23 protein-coding genes and 2 riboswitches are annotated in these 26,339 nt (G+C 43.9%); of the genes, 7 read left to right on the top strand and 16 right to left on the bottom strand.

The annotated features are described in order from the left end of the window. Window positions 1-27 precede the first annotated feature (27 nt). Complete coding sequence (locus P855_RS0114925) at window positions 28-567, top strand: HD domain-containing protein (RefSeq protein ID WP_028784323.1); 540 nt, start codon at window positions 28-30, stop codon at window positions 565-567. A gap of 91 nt (window positions 568-658) precedes the next feature. Here P855_RS0114925 and P855_RS0114930 read toward each other — a convergent pair whose 3' ends face one another. The 8 genes from P855_RS0114930 to P855_RS0114965 form a co-directional block, all read right to left on the bottom strand. After that, window positions 659-1,564: an NAD(P)/FAD-dependent oxidoreductase gene (locus tag P855_RS0114930; RefSeq protein WP_037986095.1), complete on the bottom strand. Its 906-nt coding sequence runs from the start codon at window positions 1,562-1,564 to the stop codon at window positions 659-661. Between the two features lie 125 nt (window positions 1,565-1,689). Continuing rightward, the gene (locus P855_RS0114935; RefSeq protein ID WP_028784325.1) at window positions 1,690-2,556 is read right to left on the bottom strand and encodes a hypothetical protein; all 867 of its coding nucleotides are present in this window, start codon (window positions 2,554-2,556) and stop codon (window positions 1,690-1,692) included. A 173-nt stretch (window positions 2,557-2,729) separates the two neighbouring features. Further along, window positions 2,730-3,326 carry a hypothetical protein gene (locus P855_RS0114940; protein ID WP_028784326.1) on the bottom strand — a complete coding sequence of 199 codons (597 nt, stop codon included), beginning with the start codon at window positions 3,324-3,326 and terminating at the stop codon, window positions 2,730-2,732. 9 nt (window positions 3,327-3,335) lie between these two features. Beyond that, window positions 3,336-4,532 carry a ParM/StbA family protein gene (locus tag P855_RS0114945; protein WP_028784327.1) on the bottom strand — a complete coding sequence of 399 codons (1,197 nt, stop codon included), beginning with the start codon at window positions 4,530-4,532 and terminating at the stop codon, window positions 3,336-3,338. 558 nt (window positions 4,533-5,090) lie between these two features. After that, on the bottom strand, window positions 5,091-6,074 hold the full coding sequence (locus tag P855_RS0114950) for a Gfo/Idh/MocA family protein (protein WP_028784328.1): 984 nt from the start codon (window positions 6,072-6,074) through the stop codon (window positions 5,091-5,093). Window positions 6,075-6,280: 206 nt separating this feature from the next. After that, window positions 6,281-8,680 (bottom strand): immune inhibitor A domain-containing protein, encoded by a 2,400-nt coding sequence (locus tag P855_RS0114955; protein ID WP_028784329.1) that lies wholly within the window; start codon window positions 8,678-8,680, stop codon window positions 6,281-6,283. 189 nt (window positions 8,681-8,869) lie between these two features. Then, complete coding sequence (locus tag P855_RS0114960) at window positions 8,870-10,705, bottom strand: ABC transporter ATP-binding protein (RefSeq protein WP_037986097.1); 1,836 nt, start codon at window positions 10,703-10,705, stop codon at window positions 8,870-8,872. After that, window positions 10,705-12,423 (bottom strand): ABC transporter ATP-binding protein, encoded by a 1,719-nt coding sequence (locus P855_RS0114965; RefSeq protein WP_028784331.1) that lies wholly within the window; start codon window positions 12,421-12,423, stop codon window positions 10,705-10,707. The genes P855_RS0114960 and P855_RS0114965 overlap by 1 nt, the downstream gene beginning before the upstream one ends. A 133-nt stretch (window positions 12,424-12,556) precedes the next feature. On the opposite strand from P855_RS0114965, the gene P855_RS0114970 reads away from it, so the two are divergent. Then, window positions 12,557-13,282 carry a DUF421 domain-containing protein gene (locus tag P855_RS0114970; protein WP_028784332.1) on the top strand — a complete coding sequence of 242 codons (726 nt, stop codon included), beginning with the start codon at window positions 12,557-12,559 and terminating at the stop codon, window positions 13,280-13,282. On the opposite strand, the gene P855_RS0114975 is transcribed toward P855_RS0114970, so the two are convergent. Beyond that, complete coding sequence (locus tag P855_RS0114975; protein ID WP_028784333.1) at window positions 13,283-13,879, bottom strand: DNA-3-methyladenine glycosylase; 597 nt, start codon at window positions 13,877-13,879, stop codon at window positions 13,283-13,285. Window positions 13,880-14,007: 128 nt separating this feature from the next. On the opposite strand from P855_RS0114975, the gene fdhF reads away from it, so the two are divergent. From fdhF to P855_RS0114990, 3 genes are read left to right on the top strand one after another with little or no spacing between them, the layout of a single operon-like run. Further along, window positions 14,008-16,992: a formate dehydrogenase subunit alpha gene (gene fdhF, locus P855_RS0114980; RefSeq protein WP_037986314.1), complete on the top strand. Its 2,985-nt coding sequence runs from the start codon at window positions 14,008-14,010 to the stop codon at window positions 16,990-16,992. Next, the gene (locus P855_RS0114985; RefSeq protein WP_028784335.1) at window positions 16,967-17,461 is read left to right on the top strand and encodes a DUF1641 domain-containing protein; all 495 of its coding nucleotides are present in this window, start codon (window positions 16,967-16,969) and stop codon (window positions 17,459-17,461) included. Before fdhF ends, P855_RS0114985 begins: the two co-directional genes overlap by 26 nt. Next, window positions 17,458-17,667, top strand: coding sequence for a heavy-metal-associated domain-containing protein (locus P855_RS0114990; RefSeq protein WP_028784336.1), 210 nt, complete (start codon window positions 17,458-17,460; stop codon window positions 17,665-17,667). Before P855_RS0114985 ends, P855_RS0114990 begins: the two co-directional genes overlap by 4 nt. 284 nt (window positions 17,668-17,951) lie before the next feature. On the opposite strand, the gene P855_RS0114995 is transcribed toward P855_RS0114990, so the two are convergent. Further along, the gene (locus P855_RS0114995) at window positions 17,952-18,407 is read right to left on the bottom strand and encodes a hemerythrin domain-containing protein (RefSeq protein ID WP_028784337.1); all 456 of its coding nucleotides are present in this window, start codon (window positions 18,405-18,407) and stop codon (window positions 17,952-17,954) included. 260 nt (window positions 18,408-18,667) lie between these two features. On the opposite strand from P855_RS0114995, the gene P855_RS0115000 reads away from it, so the two are divergent. Then, window positions 18,668-20,473 carry a Xaa-Pro dipeptidyl-peptidase gene (locus P855_RS0115000; protein WP_419177273.1) on the top strand — a complete coding sequence of 602 codons (1,806 nt, stop codon included), beginning with the start codon at window positions 18,668-18,670 and terminating at the stop codon, window positions 20,471-20,473. A gap of 219 nt (window positions 20,474-20,692) precedes the next feature. Next, window positions 20,693-20,860 (top strand): Spo0E family sporulation regulatory protein-aspartic acid phosphatase, encoded by a 168-nt coding sequence (locus P855_RS21865; RefSeq protein ID WP_084315714.1) that lies wholly within the window; start codon window positions 20,693-20,695, stop codon window positions 20,858-20,860. Between the two features lie 70 nt (window positions 20,861-20,930). Here P855_RS21865 and rpoN read toward each other — a convergent pair whose 3' ends face one another. From rpoN to thiW, 6 genes are all read right to left on the bottom strand, one after another. Next, on the bottom strand, window positions 20,931-22,235 hold the full coding sequence (gene rpoN, locus P855_RS0115010; RefSeq protein WP_051353247.1) for an RNA polymerase factor sigma-54: 1,305 nt from the start codon (window positions 22,233-22,235) through the stop codon (window positions 20,931-20,933). 223 nt (window positions 22,236-22,458) lie between these two features. Beyond that, the gene (gene thiE, locus P855_RS0115015; protein ID WP_028784340.1) at window positions 22,459-23,076 is read right to left on the bottom strand and encodes a thiamine phosphate synthase; all 618 of its coding nucleotides are present in this window, start codon (window positions 23,074-23,076) and stop codon (window positions 22,459-22,461) included. Further along, complete coding sequence (gene thiM / locus P855_RS0115020; protein WP_028784341.1) at window positions 23,073-23,846, bottom strand: hydroxyethylthiazole kinase; 774 nt, start codon at window positions 23,844-23,846, stop codon at window positions 23,073-23,075. The genes thiE and thiM overlap by 4 nt, the downstream gene beginning before the upstream one ends. Next, window positions 23,833-24,648: a bifunctional hydroxymethylpyrimidine kinase/phosphomethylpyrimidine kinase gene (thiD, locus tag P855_RS0115025; protein ID WP_028784342.1), complete on the bottom strand. Its 816-nt coding sequence runs from the start codon at window positions 24,646-24,648 to the stop codon at window positions 23,833-23,835. Before thiD ends, thiM begins: the two co-directional genes overlap by 14 nt. Beyond that, window positions 24,645-25,334 carry a thiaminase II gene (gene tenA, locus P855_RS0115030; protein WP_028784343.1) on the bottom strand — a complete coding sequence of 230 codons (690 nt, stop codon included), beginning with the start codon at window positions 25,332-25,334 and terminating at the stop codon, window positions 24,645-24,647. The genes thiD and tenA overlap by 4 nt, the downstream gene beginning before the upstream one ends. A gap of 67 nt (window positions 25,335-25,401) precedes the next feature. Continuing rightward, window positions 25,402-25,505: riboswitch (TPP riboswitch) on the bottom strand. A gap of 17 nt (window positions 25,506-25,522) precedes the next feature. Further along, window positions 25,523-26,023 (bottom strand): energy coupling factor transporter S component ThiW, encoded by a 501-nt coding sequence (thiW, locus tag P855_RS0115035; protein ID WP_028784344.1) that lies wholly within the window; start codon window positions 26,021-26,023, stop codon window positions 25,523-25,525. 118 nt (window positions 26,024-26,141) lie between these two features. After that, a riboswitch (TPP riboswitch) is annotated at window positions 26,142-26,256 on the bottom strand. Between the last annotated feature and the right edge of the window lie 83 nt (window positions 26,257-26,339).

Below are 26,339 nucleotides of genomic sequence, written 5' to 3' on the forward strand. Positions count from 1 at the left end.
AAAACAAAACAGACCGGAGGGGTTCCCATGCTGGATAAAGCTAAGCTATTTGCAGAGAAAGCTCATGAGGGGCAGCAAAGAAAAGGCACAGGAAAGCCATACATCGTCCATCCAATACAAGTAGCAGAGACGCTGCATCAGGCAGGCTGCTCTATAGAGGTGGTTTGTGCGGGCTATCTGCATGATGTCGTGGAGGATACTGACTATGATATTACAGATATTGAAAACGAGTTTGGTAAAGCAATTGCAGATTTGGTAGCTTCCCATACCGAGGATAAGTCAAAAACCTGGAAAGAACGTAAACAACACACCATCGATACGGTTAAAACAGGATCAAAAAATGTTAAGTATCTGATTATCGCCGATAAACTGGACAATCTTTTATCAACTGAACAAGAGTTGGAAAAGCACGGGGATAAGGTTTGGAACAATTTTAATGCCGGATACGAAAAGCAAAAATGGTACTACGAATCAGTTGCTAACCATATGTATGATGGTTTCCTGAAAGGTGAAACACCGTACTTTTTTCAGAAATACGAAAAAGCGGTTGCCAGAGTATTTGGATAATTATTACAAGCGTTTGACTCCTATCACATGGCAATAACCACCTTTATACTAACAAAGGATAAGGCCTCGTTCGCGGGACCCTGTCCTTTGTTTATTTATCTTCGATAATCTTTTTATGCATCCATATTGCAGCCTGAAGTCCTTCTCCCATCGCTACGGCCACTTGTTCCGAATGGGCAACGACATCCCCTGCCGCCCATACTCCCGGTATATTCGTCATTTTTGTCCTGCCATCGACAAGGATATGTTTATTATGATGGAGTTCGACTCCGATTCCTTTTGCCAATTCAGATTTCACTTTATTTCCGCCAAAAGCGAAAAAAGCATACTTCGCTTTGATCCTACTTCCATCTTGTAAAATAACTCCATGGAAGGTATCGCCTTCTGATAAAACGCTCTCCACTGATTGGTGAATATACTTAATATTCTTTTCTGCAAGTTGGGCCATTAAATCGGAATCAACCCCCCTCCGTTCATGATTGATGTAAATAAGATCCTCCGTCCAGTAAGAAAGAGTCAGTGCCATATTCGCCCCTGGATTCCCTGTCCCAAGTACCAATGTTCGCTCCCCTTTTACTTGATACCCATCACAATCCGGACAAATAAACACACGTAACCCAAGAATAGGATAAAGGTCAGTAAACTTTGCCGGAATACGATCAACTACACCAGTGGCCAACAAAACACAGGAAGTAATGAAGTCGCTATGTTCGTTGGTAGAGATAAGAAAGCCATTCCCCTCTTTCCTTACATCTGACACAGTATCCTGAAGAAAATTAACACCTAATCGTTCTGCCTGTTTTTTGCCAATTGACCGAAGCTCCTTGCCGCTTACACCCTCCAGCCATCCAAGCAAGTTATGATAACAACGGCATAAATTCGACCTTCCTCTGTCCGAATCAATCACCAAAGTCTCATGCTCATACCTTCCTAACTGAATCGCCGCCTGAAGCCCTGCGATGCCTCCCCCTACAATGACCGCTTCATACTTTTTCACTGGTACCACTCCTAAGTATTCACCTGTCCTCTTATTGTCACTTTCCTTGTGAATCCCATACATTAGTTCACGCTTTAAATGTATTCCCCAGGAAATATTTCTATATATAATAAAAAAGCCTCTCATCATGAGAGACTTTTTAAAGAATCTGAAACAGGTATCCCTAACTCATCAAATGTGAATAACAGGTATTCTACATCTACTTCATCAGAGGCGTTTTTTAGTCTGATTTTACTTAAATGCTTAATCAGCTCTTCTTTGGTTTCCTTTACAAAAGCATTGACAACAACATAACTTATACTGATTTTCTTATTTTTATGGATAATTTTCTGGTATTCAACTGTTTCGTGCAGGATTTGTTGGATGGAATAGGTGAGTGGTTCGATAGGAAATGGATCATGAGGAATGATTTTAGTAGCACATATGACACTTTTATCTTTCAGCTCTAACAGTCCGTCAAATTCTAACTGCTTCCCCTTTGTTGTTATCCGAATATGGCGCTGGATTGGGGTATTGTAGCGTCTTTCGATTTCTTTAAAAGCAAAATCTTCTGCTATGAGAGCTAACTGTAAAGGCTGCAAAGTTTCAATAGTATTTACTCCTCCAGGGGTGGCGGTTACCAATTCCGTATCATCCGAAGGCTGTTTTTCATCTTGTTTAAACTCGATGATCTCCTGAAGCTTATGATCGAATATCTCCTGGTTCGACACGAACTCTTTTTTATAGTCGAAATACTCTTTATTTCCCCGTATGATAGCAGCAAGATTCTGCAAATATTCCGTCCTGGTGACAGCAGTGGCGATGATGAAGATTCCAGCAAAATAACTCCATGGGTTGTTGGCAAACAAACATAAACCAAGCAATAACAGAATTCCAGTAATCTTTAGTGCATGGACTTTTAACACTGATTTAAATGAGATAAATGAACTTATAAGACCAAAGAAAATACTTACTGCCGCTAAGCCTTCCCTTATGTTTTCAGGTAAAAGCATCTCGATTCCCTTCACCTCCCCGCTCGTTTATTAGATTATATGCTCCGTAACATGGAAAAACAACGCGCCCATTTCCCTAATAAATCAGGTCTGAATACTTATTTTGTTTCTATTCCAGACAATAAAAAATGACTTCCATGAAAAGCACTACCTTTTCTGAAAGTCATTTTTTATTAATTATTCATTTTTGAAAGAAAACCGCCAAGCAGGTCTTCATCTGATTCATCCTTTTCGTCCTCGCGGTCGTCCTGGTGCTCTTTCAGTTCATCTTTCATCTTGTCAAAATTAAGGTCATCCAAAGCCTTATCCATTTCTGCCCAGTCTTTTTCATCCTCTACTTTTTCTGATGGTACAGGCTCATTATCTTCTTCTGTTGCAGTAGTTGCTGCCATTTCTTCTTGTAAGTATAAAGCTTCATCTATATTTACATTGTTGCTATTCATAGAAGCAAGAAGCGAAGTGGCTCTGACCGGGTCAGCAAGCAAGTGATGAATAATGCTCCCAAGCAGTGCTTCCGAATGCTCATGTTTGATCCAATTTCGTTGTTCTTTTGTCAATTGTCTTGGAAGTGGAATCGTGATAGTCTCCCTATCCTTAGAAAGAGATTCATTGACCCCCTCTAAAACGAACTGAGCAATTCTGCTCGAGAAATTCCTGCGTTCTGTCTCTTTCAATTTACTCAGTTGTTTCAGTAGATGGTCAGGTGTGTCAGAAGGGACGCGAAATGTGATCGACTGTCCCCTCTGAATACCTTTCCCTGCATTACTCATACAATCACCCTATTTTGATGAAGAAGCTTTTTGTTTTTCACCTTTTTTATCTTCCACTTTGCGGCTGTCGTTCTTGCGGATAAAGTCAGAGATCAGCTTGTAATAAGCATTCGACATCATCCAGATACTTTCTTTTTCATCCTCGAAAAATTCAATGTTGAAACCATCCAGGTTGTTATTCAATGTTTTCAAGTAATCTTTCAGGACAGAGGCACCGCCTCCGACAAAGTAACAGATTTCTGACTGGGAGTTCTTTTGCCATACATTACGAAGGAAGCGGTATTCTTTTTTCGCAAGTTCCAGCAAAATCCTATCCGTAATATCATGTACGCTTGTTCTGCTACCTTTAACCATGATGTGGTTACGGTCATTTTTACGAGTAATGATATCGACGACATCTCTGCGGCTGTCTAATTCTACCCCGTGCTTGCTTCTGATTTCCTCACGGATTTGTTCAAGAGATTCAGATACCCCAAGATTGAACCCTTGCGCCTTATCATCATCTACATTACGGTTACGGATTACGGCAATATCTGTAGAAAGTCCGCCGATATCCTGAATCAGAATCTGCTTATCGATCAAGTCTTTATTGATGATATTCAAATGGTTATCCATTACCAGGTTGATATATGCCGCAAAACCTTCCGGATAAACTTTTACTTCATCAAATTTAATATTCACTTTTTTACCTTGATATTTTGGCGTTACCAGGAACTCTACCTGGTGCACTGAACCTAGCAGTTGAGAACGATAGCCAACATCTTTACCTTCTTTTACTTCTCTTAATGGCAGGCCGGTACCCAATGTGTAATTTGCATCGATGACGCCATTATTCGTTTTGAAGCCTTTTTCAGGTGTTTTTTCATTTACAGCATCCAGTGCAAGAGCTGCAAACAACATGACTAATGTCTGATCTTCTTCTGCTTTACTACTTCCTGGATCCAGTTCTGTAGAATTGGAGCTTTTCGTTGCCAGGTTACCCACACGGTAGATTGCATTATTTTCATGCAGGGCAGGGGAGTGGACACGAATGTGAATGTTATCGATCGGATCTTTATCATCTAAATCCTCAATCCCGATTACCGGGCGATCTTCTACCTCACGGGCTATCACATTCGGTATGTATAGATCGGAATCCAATTTTCCAAATAGTGCTTTCACAGCATCATTACCAACATCAACAGCTGCAATTCTTGAATTTGTCATTTTTACAACTTTCCTTTCTATTTTGAGATTACTCATTAAAGCCTGTTCCATAAACTACCTATATATCCAATTACTATTTTAAACTTATAGCAGTTTGATAGTATCGTCAATAAGAAAATAGTTGCATACAATCAAGCAAACAAGTATACATTTCCGTGTACTTGCAAGACAATTTGTACACATGGCTTTATACCAGTATGTGTACTTGTTTGTATACTTGTATACAGTTTTGCACACACAGTGTTTTCTTTTTGTATACATGTGTACATTTAAGAATACTTGTAAACATTTTTGTGTACATAAGTTAATATCTATCACTTTTCTATTATTTTACAAATGCGAATAGTCTCGAATAATGAGAGATTATGGTATATCCGAAGAGGATTGAGTTTAATTTTTATGGAATTGAATAGAAAGTTAGAGGGTAAAATAATGAATTACTATTAAAAAAGGAGGGAGATAGAAAAGGTAGATATTATAAACAAAGAAAAAACCATTATCTATAATAAGATAACGGCTAAAATGAGGGAGGAAATATCCATAAGTTAACAAATGGGGTTATTGATCCGCAGGATAGACAATTCCAGCCTGTTTCCTGGCTTCCTCAACTATTTTAATAGTAGTAAGAGAGTGATGGTGCGAATTAATAGCAGACTCCTTCTTTCCTTCTGTAATAAGTTTAATGAACTCAGCTGCCTCATAGTACATAGAGGGAGAAGCAGAAGATTGAGTGATATTTTGTTCACTACCATCCTTAAACCTTATCTCTACATGCTCAGGGTCGGAAATGTTATCAATCAATATACTGCCATACTCCCCCTGTATTTCAGATGGACAAAAAGAGGTAGAGATCTTGGAGTGCATCACCACCGCTTCCATATCATCATAACTGAAAATGATGCTTCCTTCTCCATCCACACCTGTCTCCAGCTTCACTGCATGAGCCTGTATGCTTTTAGGAGCTCCGAATAGAAGCAGCATCGGGTAAATACAATACACCCCTAAATCCATCAACGAACCATTCGAAAACGTCGGATTGAAGGCATTAAGGACCTCTCCCTCTTTATAAGCATCATAACGAGAGGAATACTTACAGAAGCTTCCTACATAACGCCTGACCTTCCCTATTTTATGGATGTTGGTTTGTATGCTTTGAAAATTTGGCAGAAAAGTATTCTTCATGGCTTCCATCAATAGCACTTCATTTTTCTTAGCTGCTTCAACCATAGCTTCTACTTCTTTAGCATTTGATGCCATCGGTTTCTCACATAACACATGTTTTCCCTGCTCCATTACTGTGATTGCCTGCTGAGCATGAAAGGAATTGGGACTGGCTATGTAGACTGCATCGACCTTATTACTTTTTGCCATTTCTTCCACGCTAACATATACCTCTTCAGCACCGAATCTTTCAGCAAACTCCTCAGCTCTTTCTTTCGTACGGGAATACACTGCTGTTAGCTGAAAGTCCTCATAATCTTTTACATCTTCTAATAATCGTTCTGTAATAAAATTCGTACCGATAATACCAAAACGAACCATAGTCATTAATTCCTTTCCTCAAATATTGGGTTTACCTTAGTATAGCCCTGTAGAGCATTTAAAGGGCATGTGGGGTGGTTTTAAAATAGAGAGAGGTGATAACTCCAGTAAACTGCTCAAACTCCCCTTCTACTACTCAAATTAAATCATAAAGAGCAAAATTAAAACACCAACCTTAAAAATATTAAGATTGGTGTTGATATAGTCTATTTGAAAATAAGTACCTTTCCTACAGTACCATCATCACTTTGACCAGTAACACGGAACTTCAAACCGTATTCAGGGACATTACGTCCTGCATCTACTAATCCAGGGTTGCTAAAATCTGCACTGTCATCAAATAAAGGTGTGCGTTTGGTGAAGTTATCTTTCATGGTAACCCCTAGCAAATCTGTATAGTCGAGTAGCATTTTTTCAGACTTATCCAGTGAGAATGCAGCGTCGTGTAATTGATAACGTGTGGATCCTACTGCCTTATCGCTCCAATAGTTCGTATGCTGGTCTGCGTCCACTACACCGAGGAAGCCCTCCCCTGGATGTACGCCTGTCCAGTTGTTATCATAGCTTTCATCCACATACCAGACAACCAGGCCTGGATCGTAAGACATTAAACTGGCACCTCGTCGGATATGAGAAAGTCCTTCATCTACTCCGTTATGGGATCTCCATTCAAGGAGATAATAATGATTTGTAGTGTATGTGCCATCACTTCTACTGAAACCTTCTAGTTCAAAACTGCTCGATTCTGATTCGGCCCCATCAAACAGGACTTCTTCCGCTCCAGTTGTTACTTTTACATTATCAACGTAAAATCCGGTTAGGTTCGTTGCCCAATCCGTCATATAACGGAACTGCAATTTGATTTCCTGCCCTGTATATGCGCTAAGGTCAATCGACTCATGAACCCAGCCATTACTGTTGCCTGTATATCCTGGCAAGTTTTCTTTAATAGCAGGGTACCCTTGAGGATGTATTTCATTTACAGTGCGGTCAGATCCTAAAGATTCCCAAGTTTCTCCTCCATCCGTAGAAATCTGTACCATACCAAAATCCCAGTCTTTTTCAATATCATACCAGAGATCAAAGTCAAGCGTAGCAGTACTTGCTCCGGACAAATCAATTGTTGTAAACATTTTATGATCGATTTCATTGCCTTTATTGCTATAATATTCGAATTCTCCTTCAGCCGGCTCATTCATTACATACAATTTATCAGGAAGATTAACTCTGACGGCATCATTATTTATCCCTTTGGTAACACCTTCATCCAGTAAAACTTCTGTCCCTTTGCTGGAAATATTATCTGCATGGAGGGTGTTTCCGCTTAACCAGTTGCCGCCATGGTTTTCCTGCAGCATTTCCTTTGCATAAGCGCTGAAACCTGGTGGCTCTGTTCCCCCGATATCTCCAGCCCAGCTGCCGCTTGCCATGACAGACCAGTAAGCGACCGCCTCACCAGCACCAGTATACTGCGTATCATATTCGTCTGGCAGCCCTAAGTCATGACCGTATTCATGAATGAAGACGCCTGCCGCTCCATCTTCCGGTTCGATTGTATAATCATAAGCACCCAGCAAGCCTCCGAAACGATCACTATCAGACGTGCCCCCTGGTACTGCAATCAGCCCGCCAAGGTTCCAACGGTGCGACCAGATTGCATCTCCTCCTAAGTTTCCACCACCTGCTTCTTCTCCAACACCAGCATGGATGACCATCAAATGGTCGATAATACCATCCGGCTCATTATACACACCGTCTCCATCATAATCATCACGGTCCCATACGTCGTATTCGGATAAATCAACGTTTGGATCTGCCCCCGCTTTAGCAAGTGCTTCGTAAACTAATTCCCTTGGTTTTGCGTCATTTCCATCTGGTACAGGAACGTTTCCTCCGTAGTAAGCCGCCGGGTGTTCAGCGGTATACCAGCCGGCTACCGTACCATCAACAGTATAACTTCCACCGGACTGCTGTTCATAGTACTGTTTCATAGATACAAGGTTTTCGCCGTTTGGTCCTTCATAACCATCTTTTCCAAAAATCATGTTCTGGAAATGTTCATGAGTATAATCCTCATACCACATATCTGTTTCCTCTTCAGTAATCGAACTTTTTTCGTAATCGGGGAAATCGATAGCTAGTACCAGTACTTTATCTTTACGGACTTCTCCGTCATAGCTTTCTTCCTCTACGCTATCCACATTCCCTTTCTTAGCTTGTCCCAGCTTATTTCCTTTGCCATTTTTTAAGCTGTCCGTGTTGGCCTCTTTATCTTTACTTTTAAAGCCTTTTTCCATCGCTTCAGGCAGTTTATCTTTCGTTTTACCGGCATTTTCTGCTTTCTTTTTCAAGAAAGCTTGCAGTTCTTTTTCTGCCTCAGCAGGGCTGGCACCCTTTGCTATCTTACCTTCTTTCTTCAGCATCTCTATCAGCCGCTCATCGTTCGCTATTCCAAGGTCGGTCGGTGATCCTTGATAACTTTTTGATACTTGATCGAAAGTAGCTTTAGCTTCAGCCTGTTGCGTTGGTGAAAAAATCCCGTAAGTCAGGGTACTCAATCCCATTGCTAAGGCCATAACAGTAGATAATATTTTTCTTCTTCTCAAAATCGTTCCTCCCCTACTCTACTAATATGTAGTTACCTCACACAAAAATACTAGATTACTTTCTGAATATTGTAAATATTTAACTGTTTTTATGATAAAACTAGTGCACATCCGCTATTATTCGCCTTAAACAGCTGTTTACTATTCACGAATACACGACAAAAAAAGCAGAGGCACTATGCCCCTGCTTTACCCAGCACCTAAACTATCATTCTGCTGTGCTCTTACTAGATCCGCATAGAACCCCTCTTTTTTAAGCAATTCCTGGTGGTTCCCTTGCTCGATAATTTCTCCATCCTGCAGTACCAGTATCAAATCGGCTGCACGGATGGTATTAAGCCTATGGGCGATGACAAAACTTGTCCGGCCTTCCATCAAATTAGCCAATGCTTCATTGATTTTGATTTCTGTCACGGTATCGATGCTGCTTGTGGCTTCATCAAGTATTAATAGAGACGGGTCCGCCAATATTGCCCTGGCAATAGAGAGCAACTGGCGCTGGCCATGACTGATCCCTTTTCCATCCGCATCAAGGATTGTATCATAGCCTTCCGGAAGGCGGCTGATAAAGCTATGAGCATTGGCTGCTTTGGCGGCTTCTTCCACTTCTTCATCACGGGCATCCAGCCTGCCATAACGAAGATTCTCTCTAATGGTAGTATGGAATAAAGTAGCGTCCTGTAATACTACTCCCATCTGCTTCCGAAGGCTGTCCCGGGTAACACTTTTTAGATTCTGGCCATCTACCAGTATTTCGCCTTCATCCGTTTCATAGAATCGCGATAGCAGAGAAATGATAGTCGTTTTCCCGGCTCCCGTCGGACCGACAAGGGCTACTGTCTCCCCCGGTGAAGCTGTGAAATTAATATTTTTCAGGGTAGGCTGCTCATCCTCATAGGAAAAATAGACAGAACGAAAGTCTATTTTTCCGTTGAGGCTTTGGATAGGTTCTGCTTGTTTCTCATCTTTTGTCTCTTCGGTTTCATCAATTATTTGAAAAACGCGATCAGCACCTGCAACTGCTGATAGTATCATATTGAATTGGTTGGCCAGGTCATTCAAAGGCCTGGTGAACTGCCTGGAATAGGTGGTGAACGTGACAATAACCCCGATGGAAACAGCACCATTCACAGCCAGGAGCCCTCCCCCACCGACGATGATGGCAAAACTGATATTATTCAGCATATTCATCAGCTTTGGAATAAAGCCGGAATAGGTCTGTGCCCAGTAACTGGCATGCCTAAGGGCTTCGTTTTTCTTCTGAAAGGTGTCGATGACATTTTGTTCCTGGGAAAACATCTTGATGATCGTCTGTCCTGAGAACATTTCTTCCACGTAGCCATTCATATCCCCAAGTTCTCTCTGTTGATCCTTGAAAAATCGCCCCGTCCGTTTCGTAATCCATTTCATTCCGAAATACATCACTGGAACAATGGTGAGCGTAAGTACCGTCAATAGTGGGCTCAGCCACAGCATCATTCCGATAGTCCCAAGAATAGTGATCAGGCTGGTCGTAAATTGGATGACGGCGGTATTCAATGTTCTGCTGACATTTTCCATATCATTCGTCAGCCGGCTCATCAGCTCTCCAAATTGCCGTTCCTGGAAGAATAATATCGGCAGTCGCTGAAGATGAGAAAACAGGTGATTACGCATCGTAAATACGGTGTTTTGTGATATGCCGATCATCCAGTAGTTTTGGAGCCATAACGTTATAGAGTGAAAAATATAAACCGCTCCTAGTAGAACCAGCATTTGCAGCAGTGTACTGGTCTCCGGGTCTTCTATTACTCTATCGACCGCGACCCCGAGCAGGTAAGGGCCTAATAACGACAATAACGAACTGATCAGAACGATAACCAGTACCAGCCAGAACAGCCGCTTCTCACTTCTCATATACCTCCAGACTCTCTTGATAGTTGCCTTAATATTATCTACTTTTGGAGGCCTTGTTCCGATTCCATGATGACGGGCTCTTGGAAGCTGAGGAGTCTCTGTCTGTTTTTGCCCCTTGTTATCCGCCATTATATCGCCCCCGTTTCCTGCTGGGACTGGTAGACTTGCTGGTAATAGGCATTATTCTTCAGTAATGTTTCATGGTCGCCTGTTGCGAGGATGTGACCTTGATGCATCAATAGTATTTTGTCAGCGGCCTTTAAAGAGCTTATCTTTTGAGCGACAATTGCTACCGTGCACGCCTTCATCCGCAGGCTTGCTAACAGCCTGGCTTCTGTATGTGCATCGAGGGCACTGGTACTGTCATCTAACAGGAGTATCTTAGGGTCCCGCACGAGCGCTCTCGCGATCGACAGGCGTTGTTTTTGTCCGCCGGAAAAGGTAACCCCTTTCTGCCCCAGTTTCGTCTCATAGCCGTTCGGAAGGGTTGTGATAAAGTCATGAATTTGAGCATCCTCAGCCGCTGTTATCACTTCTTCCATGGTGGCATCATCTTTTCCCCACTGAATGTTTTCCTTCACGCTTCCTGAGAATAAATGAATCTCCTGGGGAACAAGACTGATTTGCTTACGCAGTGCTTTGACATCATATTCTTCAATCGGTATTCCATCGATGAGCACTTTACCGCTAGTTGCCTCCTGCAGTCTCGGAATAAGATGAAGGAGCGTTGATTTACCTGAGCCGGTTTCCCCTAAAATTCCGACTGTATCCCCTGCTTTTGCATGAAAAGTGATCCTTTCAATTGCAGGCAGCTTAATGGATGGATAAGTATACGAAACTTCTTCAAAACCCACGGCACCCTGGATTTCTTTTTGTATTCCACCTTTTTGTTCGTGGGTCTGTTCTCCTTCAGCCTCTATAATTTCCTTAATCCTGTTAGCAGAAGCTTGTCCACGCGAAAATACCATGATCAAAAAGGTGAACACAGAAAAGGTGAACATCATTCGGGTGGCGTAATTGATAATTGCCACTACTTCCCCCGCTTGCGCAGTTCCGAGATTCAGCTGGATAGCACCGAACCATAAGATTACGAGTATGACCAGGTTCATGCCAAGCATGACCATTGGCATGGCTAATTCCATCAGCCATAACGCTTTTTTGTTATCGTTCATCAAAGATTCGTTAGCATTCCTGAACCTGCCTTCTTCATAGTTACCCCGGTTGAAACCTTTGATCAACCGGATACCGGCAAGGTTTTCCCTGATAATGGAGTTTAAGTTATCAAGCTTCCCTTGAACGCGGCGAAAATACGTCACACCCTTTGTCAGAATCCAAAATAAGAACAACAACATAAGGGGCACGGATAATAATAAAATCATCGCTAATTCTCTATGTACGGTAAATGCCATCACGAGCCCGCCGATGATGAATAAGGGAGCGCGCAGGGCTATCCGCATGAACATAAAAATCAAGTTCTGGATTTGTGTCACATCATTTGTCATCCTCGTTATCAATGTCGGTGTTGAAAAACGCTGAAAGTTTTTACTGGTGAATTCCTGAACTTTTCGGAACATGTCATCGCGCATGTCATATCCTGCCCCCTGGCTGACATTCGCTGCAAAGTAGGAATTGGTGATGCCGGCTGCAAAAGCAAGCAGCGATATTCCCAATAAGACACCGCCCCAAATGGCTACGGTAGTAAAATCCTCCTGCAAAATTCCTTCGTCAATGATCCGGGCCATTAATAGCGGCTGGACCAACTCAACGGCCAGCTCGACCAGCATAAGAAATAATCCAATGTACATGGAAATTTTATAACGGTAAGCATAAGCAAACATTCTTCGCATGTCTGGTTCCTCCGATAGTTCTGAAAGTTCTTATAATTATACAGCAAAAATGATCAGCAGCGAACCATAAAGCAGGTCTGTCTCCCCTATTTATTGGAAAGGATATTATTAGCGGATTGGAGGAGTGAAAAACATGCTGGACATCGTCAAAGAATCATTACTCGTAGTGGTAAGAATATCTACTATCGTGCCATTAATGCTTGTGACAGTCATTTTCATGGGGAAACGTACCATCGGAGAACTGCCGATTTTTGATTTATTGATCATTCTTACCCTCGGCTCCGTTGTGGGAGCAGATATAGCTGATCCTAATATCAACCATATCCCCACAGCAGTTGCAATCATCGCGTTAGGGTTACTTCAAAAGTTTGTAGCGGTAGCGAAAATATCCAACCGTTCATTTGGAAAGCTGATTACATTTCAGCCGACAATCGTTATCCAAAACGGCAAATTTGTAGATGCTAATATGAAAAAAATCAATTATTCAATTGATAATATTCTGCGAATGCTCCGGGAGAAAGGTATTTTTGATCCTACGGAGGTCCAGACGGCCATCGTGGAAGCGAATGGGGAGCTTAGTGTGCTTAAACATGCCCGGTACCAGGCCGTAACAAGACAAGATATGAACATTATCCCTTACTCCTCGAATATCGCTTTGCCGATTATCATTGAAGGGGATATTTCACGAGAAGTGATGAAACATTTTGGCGTTAAAGCCTCCTGGGTCCGACGCCAGCTCGCCCTTAATGGGGTAAAAGATATCAATGAGGTCTTCTATGCATCGCTGAACCGTGAACTGGAGATTCACTACACCCTAAAAAAAGAAGCCGGGGAAAAACTCCCTCCCATTAAACATTAGTCATTTTCTGGGCTTAGAAACAAACCGGTTTCCAGTCACCCAAAACCTCCAGGGATAATGACGTGCTTCTCCGCTATTATCAATGCCGACCCGAGGACCGGTAGATATAAAATCAGGCTTATCTCCTTCAGAAATATATAAGGGCGGCCGGTCGAATTTCAAACCATAGTCTGATTTGACAATCCCAAGTGCTTTCGTGAGCTTCCCCGGCCCATTAGTCAATTCGACCTCCTTTTTATTTTCTCCGCGGCGCTTGTACATTAAATCAACGCCTTCCAGCGGATCTACAGCACGGATTAATATCGCTTCCGGTTCCAGCACATCGCCGCTCACTACGTTAACAAGGCAATGGGTATGCATCACATACGTATAGACATACCCTGGCGCTCCAAACATGACCTCCGTCCGTTTTGTCCTACGGTTTCCATAACTATGGGCTGCACGGTCACCCGGCCCTATGTAGGCTTCTGTCTCCACAATTCTGCCTGAAGCAGTTCCTTCCTCGGTTTCTTTCACCAGGATTTTCCCTAATAATGCTTCAGCCAGCTCTAGTGTTGGCTGGTGAAAGAAGTCTTGTTTTACCGGTCGATAATTCATTCAGACACCTCCTGTACTGGTATCATTCCCGTTTTTCCGCTTGTCAAAAATATTCATTTTATAGAATACCCTGGTTTTGTTCATACTTTATATATACTTAATTTTACAAATAGGTGGTTTTGATGGTAATGAAAAAAGTGACGATCAGCATTAATGGTCAGGAAATTGAAGCGACTGAAGGACAGTCGATCTTTGAAGCCGCACGTGACAATGACATTTACATGCCGGGAATTTGCGCTTCACAGCCTGATTTAGGCGTGGGAGTCATCCAGACGTGTGACACTTGTTTTGTCGATGTCAACGGAAAACTCGAGCGGTCTTGTTCCACAACAGTCGAGCAGGGCATGAAAGTGACCGATAACTCCGATAAGGTGAAAGAAGCACAGCTCGAAGGGATGTCACGGATTCTGGAAAATCATGAGCTCTATTGTACGGTTTGTGATAACAATAACGGGGACTGTGTGGTACATAATACTGCAGAGCACCTGCAAGTGAATCACCAGAAATACCCGTTTACGCCTAAGCCTTATACTGCGGACAACACCCATCCGTTCTATCGCTACGAACCGGATCAATGTATCTTATGCGGCTTATGCGTGGAGGCTTGCCAGGACCTGCAGGTGAGTGAAGTATTGACGATTGACTGGGAGAGAAAAGAACCACGTGTCATTTGGGACAATGATGTCCCGATTGACCAGTCTTCCTGTGTTTCCTGTGGCCACTGTGTAAGCGTTTGTCCTTGTAATGCTCTGATGGAAAAGTCGATGCTCGGTGAAGCGGGCTATCTGACAAAAATGCCGAAAAACATCCTGGAACCGATGATTGACGTGACAAAAGAAGTGGAGCCGGGGTACAGCGGTATTTTCGCCATTTCCAATGTCGAAGCTGCAATGCGTGAAAGCCGGATCGATAAAACTAAGACAGTATGTACGTATTGCGGAGTCGGATGCAGCTTTGAAGTATGGACAAAGGGACGGGAGATCTTGAAAGTACAGCCTCATCCGGAAGCACCTGCGAATGGAATTTCCACATGTGTTAAGGGTAAATTCGGATGGGATTTCGTTAATAGCGAAGAGCGCTTGAAGACTCCATTGATTCGTAAAGGGGATAAGTTTGTGGAAGCCACGTGGGATGAAGCACTCTCACTTGTAGCAGAAAAGCTGCAGGGGATCAAACAGGAGAACGGTTCCGATGCGCTTGGTTTCATTGCTTCATCCAAGTGTACGAATGAAGAAAATTACCTGATGCAGAAAATGGCGCGCCAGATTTTCCAAACCAACAATATAGATAACTGTTCGCGTTATTGCCAGACTCCAGCCTCAGCCGGACTGATGCGGACTGTTGGCATCGGCGGAGATTCCGGAACAATTGAAGACATTGCAGCTGCGGAATTAATCATCGTCGTAGGGGCAAACCCGGAAGAATCACACCCCGTGCTTGCGACAAGGATCAAACGTGCCCATAAACTGCATAACCAGAAGTTAGTTGTCGCTGATCTACGTAAAAATGGCCTGGCCGAACGGGCAGACTTACACCTTCATCCTAAGCCGGGCACCGATCTTGTCTGGATTACAGCTGTCGCCAAATACATGATCGATCAGGGCTGGGAAGCAAAAGAGTTTTTGAGCGAACGGGTAAACAATGTTGAAGAATATATGGCATCACTCGATAAATTCACACTGGAATATGCAGAAAGTGTGACAGGTCTTACCCAGGATACTATGAAAAAGGTAGCAGAAATGATTCATGAATCCACTGCTACCTGCATCCTCTGGGCAATGGGAGTCACCCAGCATATGGGCGGCACTGATACAAGCACTTCGATAGCCAATTTGCTGCTTGTGACTGGAAACTTCGGCAAGCGCGGCACTGGTGCTTATCCGCTCCGTGGTCATAATAATGTACAGGGTGCCAGTGATTTCGGTACGATGCCGAACTTTTTCCCTGGTTATGAAGCGGTTGATGATGACACCATCCGCAGCCGCTATGAAAAAGCGTGGGAAACCCAGCTGCCAAAAGAACCCGGACTGAACAATCATGAAATCGTCGCAGCCATCCATAAAGGGTCTGTCAAAGGTGTGTATTTGTTCGGAGAAGAAATGGGACTGGTTGACTCCAATATCAATTATGTCCATGAAGCTTTTGAGAAACTTGATTTCTTCGTGGTGCAGGACATCTTCTTTTCTAAGACAGCACAGTACGCAGATGTCGTGCTCCCTGCTGCTCCAAGCCTTGAAAAAGAAGGCACGTTCACGAATACTGAGCGCCGCATTCAAAAACTGAATAAAGTGATGGAACCTTTAGGCGACAGTAAACCGGACTGGGAAATTTTCCAGGAACTCGCTAATAAACTCGGAGCAGACTGGAACTATCAGAGTCCTGGAGAAATCATGGTCGAAGCAGCATCACTTGCTCCTGCTTTCGCCGGTGTTGACTATCAGAGACTGGAAGGATGGGACAGCCTCGTCTGGCCAGTCGATAAGGATGGTCAGGATCATCCATTATTATACGAAAAAGAATTCGCCTTCCCGGATGGTAAAGCAAAGCTCTTCCCTGTCGACTGGACCCCTCCTTATGAAGCTGGCGAGGGATATAACCTCCATTTGAATAACGGCAGGATTCTGGAGCATTTCCACGAAGGAAATATGACTTACCAATCGGATGGAATCTCTCATAAGGTACCAAACCCTTGGCTGGAGGTATCTCCGGAGCTCGCCAGGGAAAGGAACATTGAAACAGGGGCCCTGGTACGTTTAACTTCCCCTTATGGAAAAGTAAAACTTAGGGTCTGGGTGACCGATCAGGTGAAAGGGAACGAGCTATACCTGCCTATGAATACACGGAAGGAAATCGAAGCAGTCAACAAACTGACGAGCAGCTACCATGATAAAGATACGCACACCCCGAACTACAAAGAAATGCAAGTGAAAATGGAGCTGTTAGAAGCAAAAGGAGAATCTCCTATTGTCGTTGGAAACTTCCGTCTGGGTAATCCGCAGCCACAAGTCGGAGTACGGGTCTCCGAAAAATGGGGTCGAAAAGATTTCACACCAATTCCTGAACTGATTGAAAAGGAGGGGTTGTTCGATGGCCAAAGCGATACAGCAAATTGATATCCAGCAAGCGACTGCTGAAGAACAACAGCATAAAGACATCGCAGCATTAATGACTCAGATTGCTGATAATAAACAGTCAATTTCAAGCATGCTTGAAATTATCGAGCAATTGGAAGCAACTGGAGCGCTCGATATTATGAAAGGATTTCTCAGCGCCCGTGAAAAAATCGGCACGATCGCAGTCGAACAAATCAACCAGCCGAATATCCACCATACCATCAAGAACACTTTTTACGCTTTAGGCTTTGTCGGTCATGTGGAACCTGAAAAATTAAGGACGATGCTGGAAAGTGTACAGCATGGGATTGAATCAGCCTCCAGCCATGCAGAAAAGACAGAGAAAACCAACCTTTGGGGATTGATGAAGTCTCTGCGTGACCCTCATGTAGTTACCGCACTTTCCACCATGGTCAGCTTTTTGAATGGTATGGGTAAAGAGTTAGAAGAAAAAGGTGATAGCCATTGATTACACGTACATTTTCAATTGCTGACTTCCATAAGGATGATGAGGCACGAGTGGAAGAAATCTTATATGACGTATGGGGCGTGCGGAACGTTGCGGTTAATTCCCAACTGGGGTTGGCTACAGTTTCTTTTGATGAAAATGCCGCCTCCTGGGAGGATTTCACTCAGGCAGTCGCCGACTCCGGATTTGAAGTGAATGGGGGATGACAGTAGAAACAGCAGAGATGGATGTCTCTGCTGTTTTTCTTTATCAGGAAAAGTTACATAGGTCTTCCTTTCTGATGTCTTTCCCTGATGCGGGGTTATTCTGTCTTAACTCGCATATGTTCAGTCTGAACAGAGGGCAGCTCTGTCCTAACTAAGCAACCTTCTTCCCTAACGGTACTAAGTTCTGACTTATGAAGCAAGGTTCTGACTTAACGCGTATAGCTAACTCAAAAGAGACACAAATCAGGATGCGTGTCACTTAATTATTTCCCGGGAAATAATATTTATCTGCCACTGACGGAGTCACGATGAAAGCGGCCGTTGGCCTGGTATAGCAGCTTTTCCGGTACTACTTCTTCAATCATCGGAAAAACCGTCCGCTCTTCTAACCGGACATGTTCATCGAGCAGTTCTCCTAACTCGCGAAACTGTTCCGCTGTCAAACGCGGCTGCTCACGGATCCGTTCGACCATCCCTCTAATTTGTGCATGCTGGACCAGCATCTTCCTGATTGGCTCCTGATCAACATTCCCATATTGGGAGTAAAGTGGAAGCAGCACCTCTTCTTCATCACGAAAATGCCCACGCCCGTCCTGATTCCAAAACTCAATCACACTCCTGCGATAATCCTGCAAACTTTTTTCTGTTTTCTCCTTGCCCGCCTTTTTCAACTCTACCGCAGTAACAAGCGCATGATGATGGTGATGGGATAAAGGGTATAACGCTTCGTGCCTTTTCATATCTTTTCAACCTCCAATCGAAGTGAAGACTCTATACTGCTATTATATACCATGTAACAGGAAACAGAAGTGACCTCCCCCACATGACTTATTTGTTCGCCACTCCTGAACAATCGATTAAGCAAAGCTCCAAATATGTAACATTCCCCCGAACATAGACATTACCACCTAATCTAATTCTCCTAATTTCATATGACGAAAGGATTGTTTTCAGATTTTTCAATAAATTAACGGCGGTTTTCCCTTATACTTCAAATTATATGACAATAAAGGAGGAAGATGGTGTGAAAAAGACAGGACTGATGCTAATGCTTTGCGCTAGTCTGGTAGTTCCCACGACTGCTGACGCTGCGCCTGTCAGTGACACCAACGATACATACAACACGAACATTGCTATTGAAAACGGGATGACCCAGCCAATTTATTCAATGGATGACGCTATCCAGGAAGAGGTTTATATCGAAACCACGGTCGACAGTGACAATGATGGTGAACCTGATCGTGTCCATGCAAAAATCATTCGTCCAGCCGAAACGGAACAAGGGCTTGATGTGCCTGTTCTATATACAATGAGCCCTTATTATGCAGGTCTTAATTTTCCTTTAGAATTTTATAATGTTGATCAGCCACTGAATGTGGTCAACCATCCTGGTAAGCCGCTTCTTACGGGGCAGGGAAACGCGGCAGGGCTGCCTGGTTACTTAGATGATTATTTCGTTCCACGCGGCTATGCTTTCATTGCTGCCGAAAGCATAGGAACCGGTCAGTCGAACGGCTGCCCTACCACTGGTGATTTTCAGGAGGTGGAAGGAACAAAGGCAGTCATCGATTGGCTTAATGGGCGTGCAGATGCCTATAATGAAAACGGGGAACAGGTAACAGCCGATTGGTCGACCGGGAAAGTCGGCATGGCAGGGGTGTCCTATAATGGTACCTTACCGAATGCTGTTGCTACTACTGGGGTTGACGGGTTAGAGACGATTGTGCCGATTGGGGCAATTAGTGACTGGTATGACTATTACCGCTCCAATGGTGCAGTCATCGCTCCAGGAGGATATCAAGGTGAAGACACGGATGTACTTGCAAAGGCTGTGATGACTCGGGAAAACCCGGAAGTATGTGCCGGGCAGATGGAAAATCTGACAGAAGGACAAGACCGGGAAACCGGTGACTATAATGACTATTGGTACGCTCGCAATTACGTAAAGGATGCCAAAAACATCGAGGCCAGCGTCCTGCTTGTCCATGGATTGAATGACTGGAATGTAAAAACAGAACAATTCCAACAGTGGTGGGAAGCTTTAGAAAAAAATAATGTTCCGAGAAAAATGTGGCTTCATCAAAAAGGACATACCGATCCCTATTATGTCCGGCAGGAAGCGTGGATGACTACTTTGAATAAATGGTTTGATTACTGGTTATATGATGTAAAAAACGGCATCATGGACGAGCCGATGGTAGATATCCAGCGGGAAGACCAATCCTGGGAAACAATGGCTGACTGGCCTGCCGAAGAGGCTAAAGAGACGAAGCTTCACTTCCGTGCGGAAGAAAGGATTGGTTCCCTCAGCTTCTCACCGGTAGCAAACAGCAGGAAAAAAGAAGATAGGATCATCGATGATCCTAGTCGTACCGCAGAAACATTGGTAGAGGATTTGAACGGTAATAAGGCTAACCTTGCTGCCTACTTGACAGAGCCTTTAGATAAGGAAATGCGCCTTAGTGGTGTACCGGAGGTTTCTCTCCGCGCTGAGTTTGACCGGCCAACTGCTAACCTTACCGCTCTGTTAGTAGATCATAGTAAGGATGGGACTGAAATCATCACACGCGGCTGGATGGATCCGCAAAATATAACTTCCGATTGGAAAGCGAAGTCTCTCTCACCAGGGAAAGAATATACTTTCCAGTGGGATATGCAGCCGGATGACTATGTATTTGAGTCTGGTCACCAGCTTGGTGTCGTAATCATTTCTACGGATCACGACTACACCCTTCGTCCAGAAGGCGGCACAACGATTACAATCAATCCAGCAAGCAGTTATATCAAGCTTCCACTGGTAAGATAAGTTCAAGCCCAGTATGCCTGTCATACTGGGCTTTTTGTGGGGAATATAGATAACCATAAAACACCTAATATATCCTTTTTTATTTTCTTGGTTCTAAGTTTAAGGTTTTGTCACCCTTGCTTAAGGAAAGAATAAAATATCTTGAATTTCCTTTATCATTTCTTTTCACCAAAACGTTACACCGTATGGTATAAGAGATAAATTCGGGGGTGCCTATAGATGAATCATTTAGAAGAGTTAGAAAAGAAGATAGAAGAAATGCGACTATATATGTATTCCCTCTATAATCAGGACCCATTGGATAAAAAATTAATAGAAGCTTCACAAGTACTGGACCGATTGCTTAATGAACTATCGTCAGCTCACAAGTCCGCAAGCTGCGAATGACCCATTGTAGAGGCTGTAAATTAAAAAACTGTCTCCAGGAATCTGAAAAATGATTCCTGGAGACAGTTTTTTACGAGAGTCGTTTACGTTTGGACGAGGCAGGGATATGAAGTTCTTCCCTGTACTTTGCTACCGTCCTCCGCGATACGATTATTCCTTCTTTTGTTTTAAAATGGTCGGATATCTTCTGATCGGAAATCGGCTTACACTTATCTTCTGCTTCTATCAAACTTTTTAAAAGCGCTTTCACTTTAGCGGAAGATGTACCATCACCCGATTCACTAGTTAGTTTAGAAGTGAAGAAGATGTTTAATTCGAAGCACCCTTGAGGTGTCTGGATCACTTTATTCGCTTTAGCTCTGCTTACCGTGGACTCATGGACCCCGATTGCTTCGGCTACTTCTTTCAGGGTAAGGGGCTGGATAGCTTTAAATCCTTCCTCGAAAAAACCTGCCTGCTTTTCCACAAGCACTTCGGCAATTTTCATCATGGTTGCCTGACGCTGTTCGATGCTATTGATCAACCATAACGCCTTCTGGTAATTATCCTTTACATATTTTGCCGTCTGGTCGTTATTATTAATCAAGGTACGATAATTCGTATTTACGTGAATGGAGGGTAAGTAACTGTCATGGAGGACAATCTTATACTCTCCCTGATGCTTCTTTACTGTTATATCAGGGCGTATATACTCGGGTGGTGACTTTGCGATCCCCGCAAAAGGCTTAGGTCTTAACTGTTGAATGATTTCTACCGCCTGATGTACTTCTGACAGAGGTGCATTCAATTTTTCAGCCAGTATACGCCATTTTTTATCCGCCAAGAGTTCCAGATGATCGTTAACGATTTGTACTGCTAATACGTTGTCTTCATGCAGTTTTCGTAATTGAAAGGTAAGATAGTCTGATAGATTTCTGGTACCAACCCCTATAGGCTCAAGGGATTGCAGCTTTTCAATCACCCCTGTCACCTGCTCTTGCGGCCGCCCAAATTCATCAGCAATCTCCGTCTCTGGAATGGGAAGATAGCCATTGTCATCCAAATTCCATATCAGGTACTGCATCAACAGTCTTTCTACGTCAGGCAAGTCCAGCAGGCTTGCCTGCTCCCATAGATCCTCTCTTATATCTTTTTCCCTGGTAGCAAAATCAAGCGGGCTGACACCTGAATGATAAGCCCTGTGCTGAAAGACAGGTTCATGGTCGACCTCTGGTGCTTTTTCCTTTACTTCAATCAGCGGATTTTCCAGTGCTTGTTCCTGAATATACGCTGTCAGTTCCATTGAAGAGAATTGCAGCAATGATATCGCCTGTCGTAATTCTGTTGTCATAGCCAAATTGGTTGTTTGCCGTTGAGACAGACTTAGCTCCATCATGTTTCTCCTCCCTGCTTAAAACCTTGTGAACGCGCTTACATTTCACTAAAGACTGGTTTCCATTGGAATATATTCTATTTTACTATGCAACGTTTTCAATTAGAAGTTGTTCGAGTTGAACTTATACTTATTATCATATTGGCCTATCACTCCTGAAATTTCAAGCTCATATCACAAAAACTTCCCCGGGAGAACCATTTTCTGGTTATCCCGGGGAAGCCGGTTAAAGCTGTTTTACTGACCTGGGGATGTTTTCTGCCTGGGTGATGGCGCTGATCACTGCCACACCATCTGCACCCGCTGAAATAATAGCATGAGCGTTCTTGCAGTTAATCCCTCCTATCCCTACAATCGGCATAGAAGGAAACTCCCCTCTAAGCTCCTTAATCCACAAAGGACCAACGGGTCTTTTTGCATCAGCTTTGGTAGAAGTAGGAAACAAGGGGCCAGCCCCAAGATAGTTCACGTGTTCCATAGGACTTTTCTCCACTTCCGTCCAGTTTGATACGGATAATCCTATCACTATCTCAGGAAAAATTTTGCGCAAATCGCCTGGCGATACATCATCCTGGCCCACATGGACACCATCGGCCTCCAGCGATTCAACTAAATCTATATCATCGTTTACGATAAACAGCACTTCATGTTCCTTACAAATGCTTCTCAGCCTCATGCCTAACTCAAATTTTTCTTTTCCTTGCAAAGCCCCCCTGCCTTTTTCCCGATATTGAAAAGCGGTGATCCCTCCCTCAATGGCTTCCAGTAAAACTGCTGCCGGATCACGGTCGCAATTCACACTTCCCATAACCAGGTATTTTCGCAGCCTGCTTGCCATCTTCATTCGCGATGCCCCCTTTGCAGCTGGGAGGAATCAAACGATAGTGCATCAATGAACTTTGGTACAAACGTTCCTGAACCAGTCACTGCCGGATCTGAAGCAGCATATTCTGCTGCCAAACCGTAAAACTCTACGGCCGCCAATGCCTGCATTTCAGCGATACCTTCTGTAGTTAAACAGGCAGTCAATATGGAACCAAGTAGACAACCGGCACCTGTGACTTTTGCAAGCAGAGGATGACCCGTTTCATTTTTCACAAGGAGATTTCCACTACTAATGACATCTGTTGCTCCTGTAACTACCGCCAGGGTGTTGTATTGACGGGCAACTCCCTCGGCAACTTCTTCGACATCCCCTTCTCCGCGGGATTCGACACCTTTCATTTCCCAGGAAATATCGACAAGATTTGCAAGTTCAGCCGCATTCCCTTTGATTGCTGTAATGCTTACTTCTCGTAAAATTTGTTCGACAACACGTGTACGAAATGGGGTTGCAGCAACACCAACAGGGTCAAGTACAACCGGAATACCCTGTTCATTGGCGGCTTTACCAGCTTGAATCATAGCCGGAACCTCCGCTTCATTCACGGTACCGATATTTAACAGCACACCATCGGCATGAGAAGCCATAGCCATTGCTTCTTCTTCAGCCTTAGCCATGACTGGAGCACCACCGAAAGCCAACAGTCCATTTGCTGTGAAATTCATGACCACCTGATTGGTCAAATGATGGATAAGCGGGGTATGGTGACGCACCTCATCAATGACATTCATCGCGCACTTCCTCCCCGCGTATCGCCCAATGATTTGTCGGTCCATTTCCCTTTCCGATAGAAAAGCCATCACGGATGGCAGCGGTGATATAGCGCTTCGCACGCTGAACCGCTTCCTGCAATGGAAATGCTTGACTCAAATAAGCAGTAATAGCTGCTGAATAGGTGCAGCCCGTACCATGCGTGTTTTTAGTGGCAATTCGATCGGAGGTGAACCGATACACCTTTTTTCCATCATACAGGACATCCAGCGCCTCCCCTATCCGATGTCCGCCTTTTATAAGTGCCGCGCCGGCACCAAATCCATGCACGATATGTTCGGCAGAAGCTTCCATATCGGATGCCGATTTAATTTTCCCTTCTGTAATCATTTCTGCTTCAGCAATATTAGGCGTCACAAGAGTGGAGAGTGGAATCAAATATTCACGCAAATAAAAACGCGCTTCGGCTTCCATCAATACGTCACCGCTTGTTGCCACCATTACAGGATCCATAACATAAGGAGCCTGGAAGTGAGAGATTGCTTCTGCGACAACTTTCATCATTCCGACATCTGCAATCATTCCAGTTTTGAGCGCATGGAGGGGCATATCTGCTTGTATCGCTTCCAGCTGTTGTTTTATCATCTCAGGAGGCAAATGATGAACTCCTTGCACCCCTGTCGTATTTTGAGCGGTGACAGAAGTGATGACAGACATGCCATAGCTTTTCAATTCTTGAAATGTCTTCAGATCTGCCTGGATTCCTGCTCCCCCGCTCGAGTCACTACCAGCGATCGTGAGCGCACATGGTAGTGAAGTCATGGCAAACTCACCGCTTCTTTCACAGGCCAATCTTCACAACTGTAAGCCATTTCCCAAAAAGCGAGTTCCAGCTGGCAGCTCTTCCGGAAAGCATTCTTCATACGATTGCGTTGCTGTTCGGATGCTGTTTCGGCGAGTTCATCCAGGCGGTGACGAAGTTTCCCTGTCAGTCCTCTCAGCTCTGCTTCCGCATAGAATGTAATCCAGGGATAAAATGGATGGTTACTATTCGGCTCATATTTTTCCATCAGCACCTGTCCGATTTCCAAATAGGTCCACGGACAAGGCAGCAATGCACAAAGGATTTCGGCTAAGTCTCCTGTCTGGGCGTGGTACATCATATGCTTGATATAGTGGTCTGCCGTCGGCGGCAGCGGAAATCCCTGCATGTCTTCATATACGACGCCAGCCTGATCACAGAAGTTATGGTGGGGATGCGTTTCACTGTTCAATACAAAGCCGATCTGATCATTGAAAAGGGCAATATCATTTCTATTGCCTGACTTGGAGACGGCGATTCCATAAATATGCATGAACGCATTCAAATATTCAAAGTCCGCTTTAATATAGTGCACCAGGGACTCTTTGGGCACGTCTCCTTTTCCTATTCCATCAACAAATGGATGGCTGAATATCCTTTGAAAAATAACATCGTTTTCTTTTCGTAAGTCCTCTGAAAAAGTCATGATAAGCCTCCTTTAATAGTCAGGAAGCTACTAGGGGGATAAAAGTAGATAAATAGAGGTTGATAAAGCAGGTCCTCTACTACTTCCCTGCGCTGGCATTATCCAGATCAGGTTCCAAGGGACAAAGGAATGACTCCTTATCTCAGCTAAAACGCGCCCCTAGCAGTTTTCCTTTAAAAAGATAAAAGCTATGAAACTCTTCTTGTATTTGGCAATAATTGCTCTTGTTTTATTCTTACAACAACGAGCCACCCGATCACAGCGCCGCTGATACTGCTGACCAGGAAAGATGGCAGGAAAAACAACGCACCGACCGTACTTCCCATCAGAACATTCGCAAATGGCACCGCAAACAAAGCGCCAATCACCCCGGTTCCAATAACTTCTCCGATGGCAGCCCAGACTTTTTTGCCCAAATTTTTATACAGATAGCCGGCTAAGAAAGCACCGACCATGCCTCCCGGAAAGGCCAGCAATGTTCCCAGTCCAAGCAGGTTACGTAGAAGTCCGATCATTAAAGCGATGATTACCGCAGGGATTGGACCAAGTGTTACAGCCGCCATCACATTGACCGCATGCTGTACAGGGTAAGCTTTTGCCACCCCGGCTGGAAACCAGAGCAACTGCGCTCCCATAGTACCAATAGCGACAAACACCGCCATAGTCGTAAGCAGATGTGTCCGGTTCACCTTCTTCCTCCTTTCTCTACCAGAGGTTACACAAGCGGGAGACCGATTCAGGCTAATGATAAAAGAAAAAAAGCCAGATCCTCGCAGGACCTGGCTTGGTAGGTTAAAAGAAAATAGACGTATCTTCCGACTACTTCCCTCCGCTGGTACTAACCAGATCAGGTCCATAAGAGTCGGAAAGCTTTACGCGCTTTCCTCTCAGCCCGCCATTCAGGGCACCCCTAGTAGTTATTCAAGTATTATAATTGGATGATTCTCTTTCATCATAACAAAGAAGTTCGAGGTCTTCCACTACTCTATAAGAAATTTTTAGAAA

Origin of the sequence: Thalassobacillus devorans MSP14 (genome assembly GCF_000496835.1) — a bacterium.
Taxonomy (GTDB): domain Bacteria; phylum Bacillota; class Bacilli; order Bacillales; family Halobacillaceae; genus Thalassobacillus; species Thalassobacillus devorans_B.

Coding starts and splice junctions, on each gene's coding strand:
- P855_RS0114925 (WP_028784323.1), top strand. CDS start 28: ATGCTGGATAAAGCTAAGCTATTTGCAGAGAAAGCTCATGAGGGGCAG.
- P855_RS0114935 (WP_028784325.1), bottom strand. CDS start 2,556: ATGCTTTTACCTGAAAACATAAGGGAAGGCTTAGCGGCAGTAAGTATT.
- P855_RS0114940 (WP_028784326.1), bottom strand. CDS start 3,326: ATGAGTAATGCAGGGAAAGGTATTCAGAGGGGACAGTCGATCACATTT.
- P855_RS0114945 (WP_028784327.1), bottom strand. CDS start 4,532: ATGACAAATTCAAGAATTGCAGCTGTTGATGTTGGTAATGATGCTGTG.
- P855_RS0114950 (WP_028784328.1), bottom strand. CDS start 6,074: ATGGTTCGTTTTGGTATTATCGGTACGAATTTTATTACAGAACGATTA.
- P855_RS0114960 (WP_037986097.1), bottom strand. CDS start 10,705: ATGGCGGATAACAAGGGGCAAAAACAGACAGAGACTCCTCAGCTTCCA.
- P855_RS0114965 (WP_028784331.1), bottom strand. CDS start 12,423: ATGCGAAGAATGTTTGCTTATGCTTACCGTTATAAAATTTCCATGTAC.
- P855_RS0114970 (WP_028784332.1), top strand. CDS start 12,557: ATGCTGGACATCGTCAAAGAATCATTACTCGTAGTGGTAAGAATATCT.
- P855_RS0114975 (WP_028784333.1), bottom strand. CDS start 13,879: ATGAATTATCGACCGGTAAAACAAGACTTCTTTCACCAGCCAACACTA.
- fdhF (WP_037986314.1), top strand. CDS start 14,008: ATGAAAAAAGTGACGATCAGCATTAATGGTCAGGAAATTGAAGCGACT.
- P855_RS0114985 (WP_028784335.1), top strand. CDS start 16,967: ATGGCCAAAGCGATACAGCAAATTGATATCCAGCAAGCGACTGCTGAA.
- P855_RS0114995 (WP_028784337.1), bottom strand. CDS start 18,407: ATGAAAAGGCACGAAGCGTTATACCCTTTATCCCATCACCATCATCAT.
- P855_RS0115000 (WP_419177273.1), top strand. CDS start 18,668: ATGACAATAAAGGAGGAAGATGGTGTGAAAAAGACAGGACTGATGCTA.
- P855_RS21865 (WP_084315714.1), top strand. CDS start 20,693: ATGAATCATTTAGAAGAGTTAGAAAAGAAGATAGAAGAAATGCGACTA.
- rpoN (WP_051353247.1), bottom strand. CDS start 22,235: ATGATGGAGCTAAGTCTGTCTCAACGGCAAACAACCAATTTGGCTATG.
- thiE (WP_028784340.1), bottom strand. CDS start 23,076: ATGAAGATGGCAAGCAGGCTGCGAAAATACCTGGTTATGGGAAGTGTG.
- thiM (WP_028784341.1), bottom strand. CDS start 23,846: ATGAATGTCATTGATGAGGTGCGTCACCATACCCCGCTTATCCATCAT.
- thiD (WP_028784342.1), bottom strand. CDS start 24,648: ATGACTTCACTACCATGTGCGCTCACGATCGCTGGTAGTGACTCGAGC.
- tenA (WP_028784343.1), bottom strand. CDS start 25,334: ATGACTTTTTCAGAGGACTTACGAAAAGAAAACGATGTTATTTTTCAA.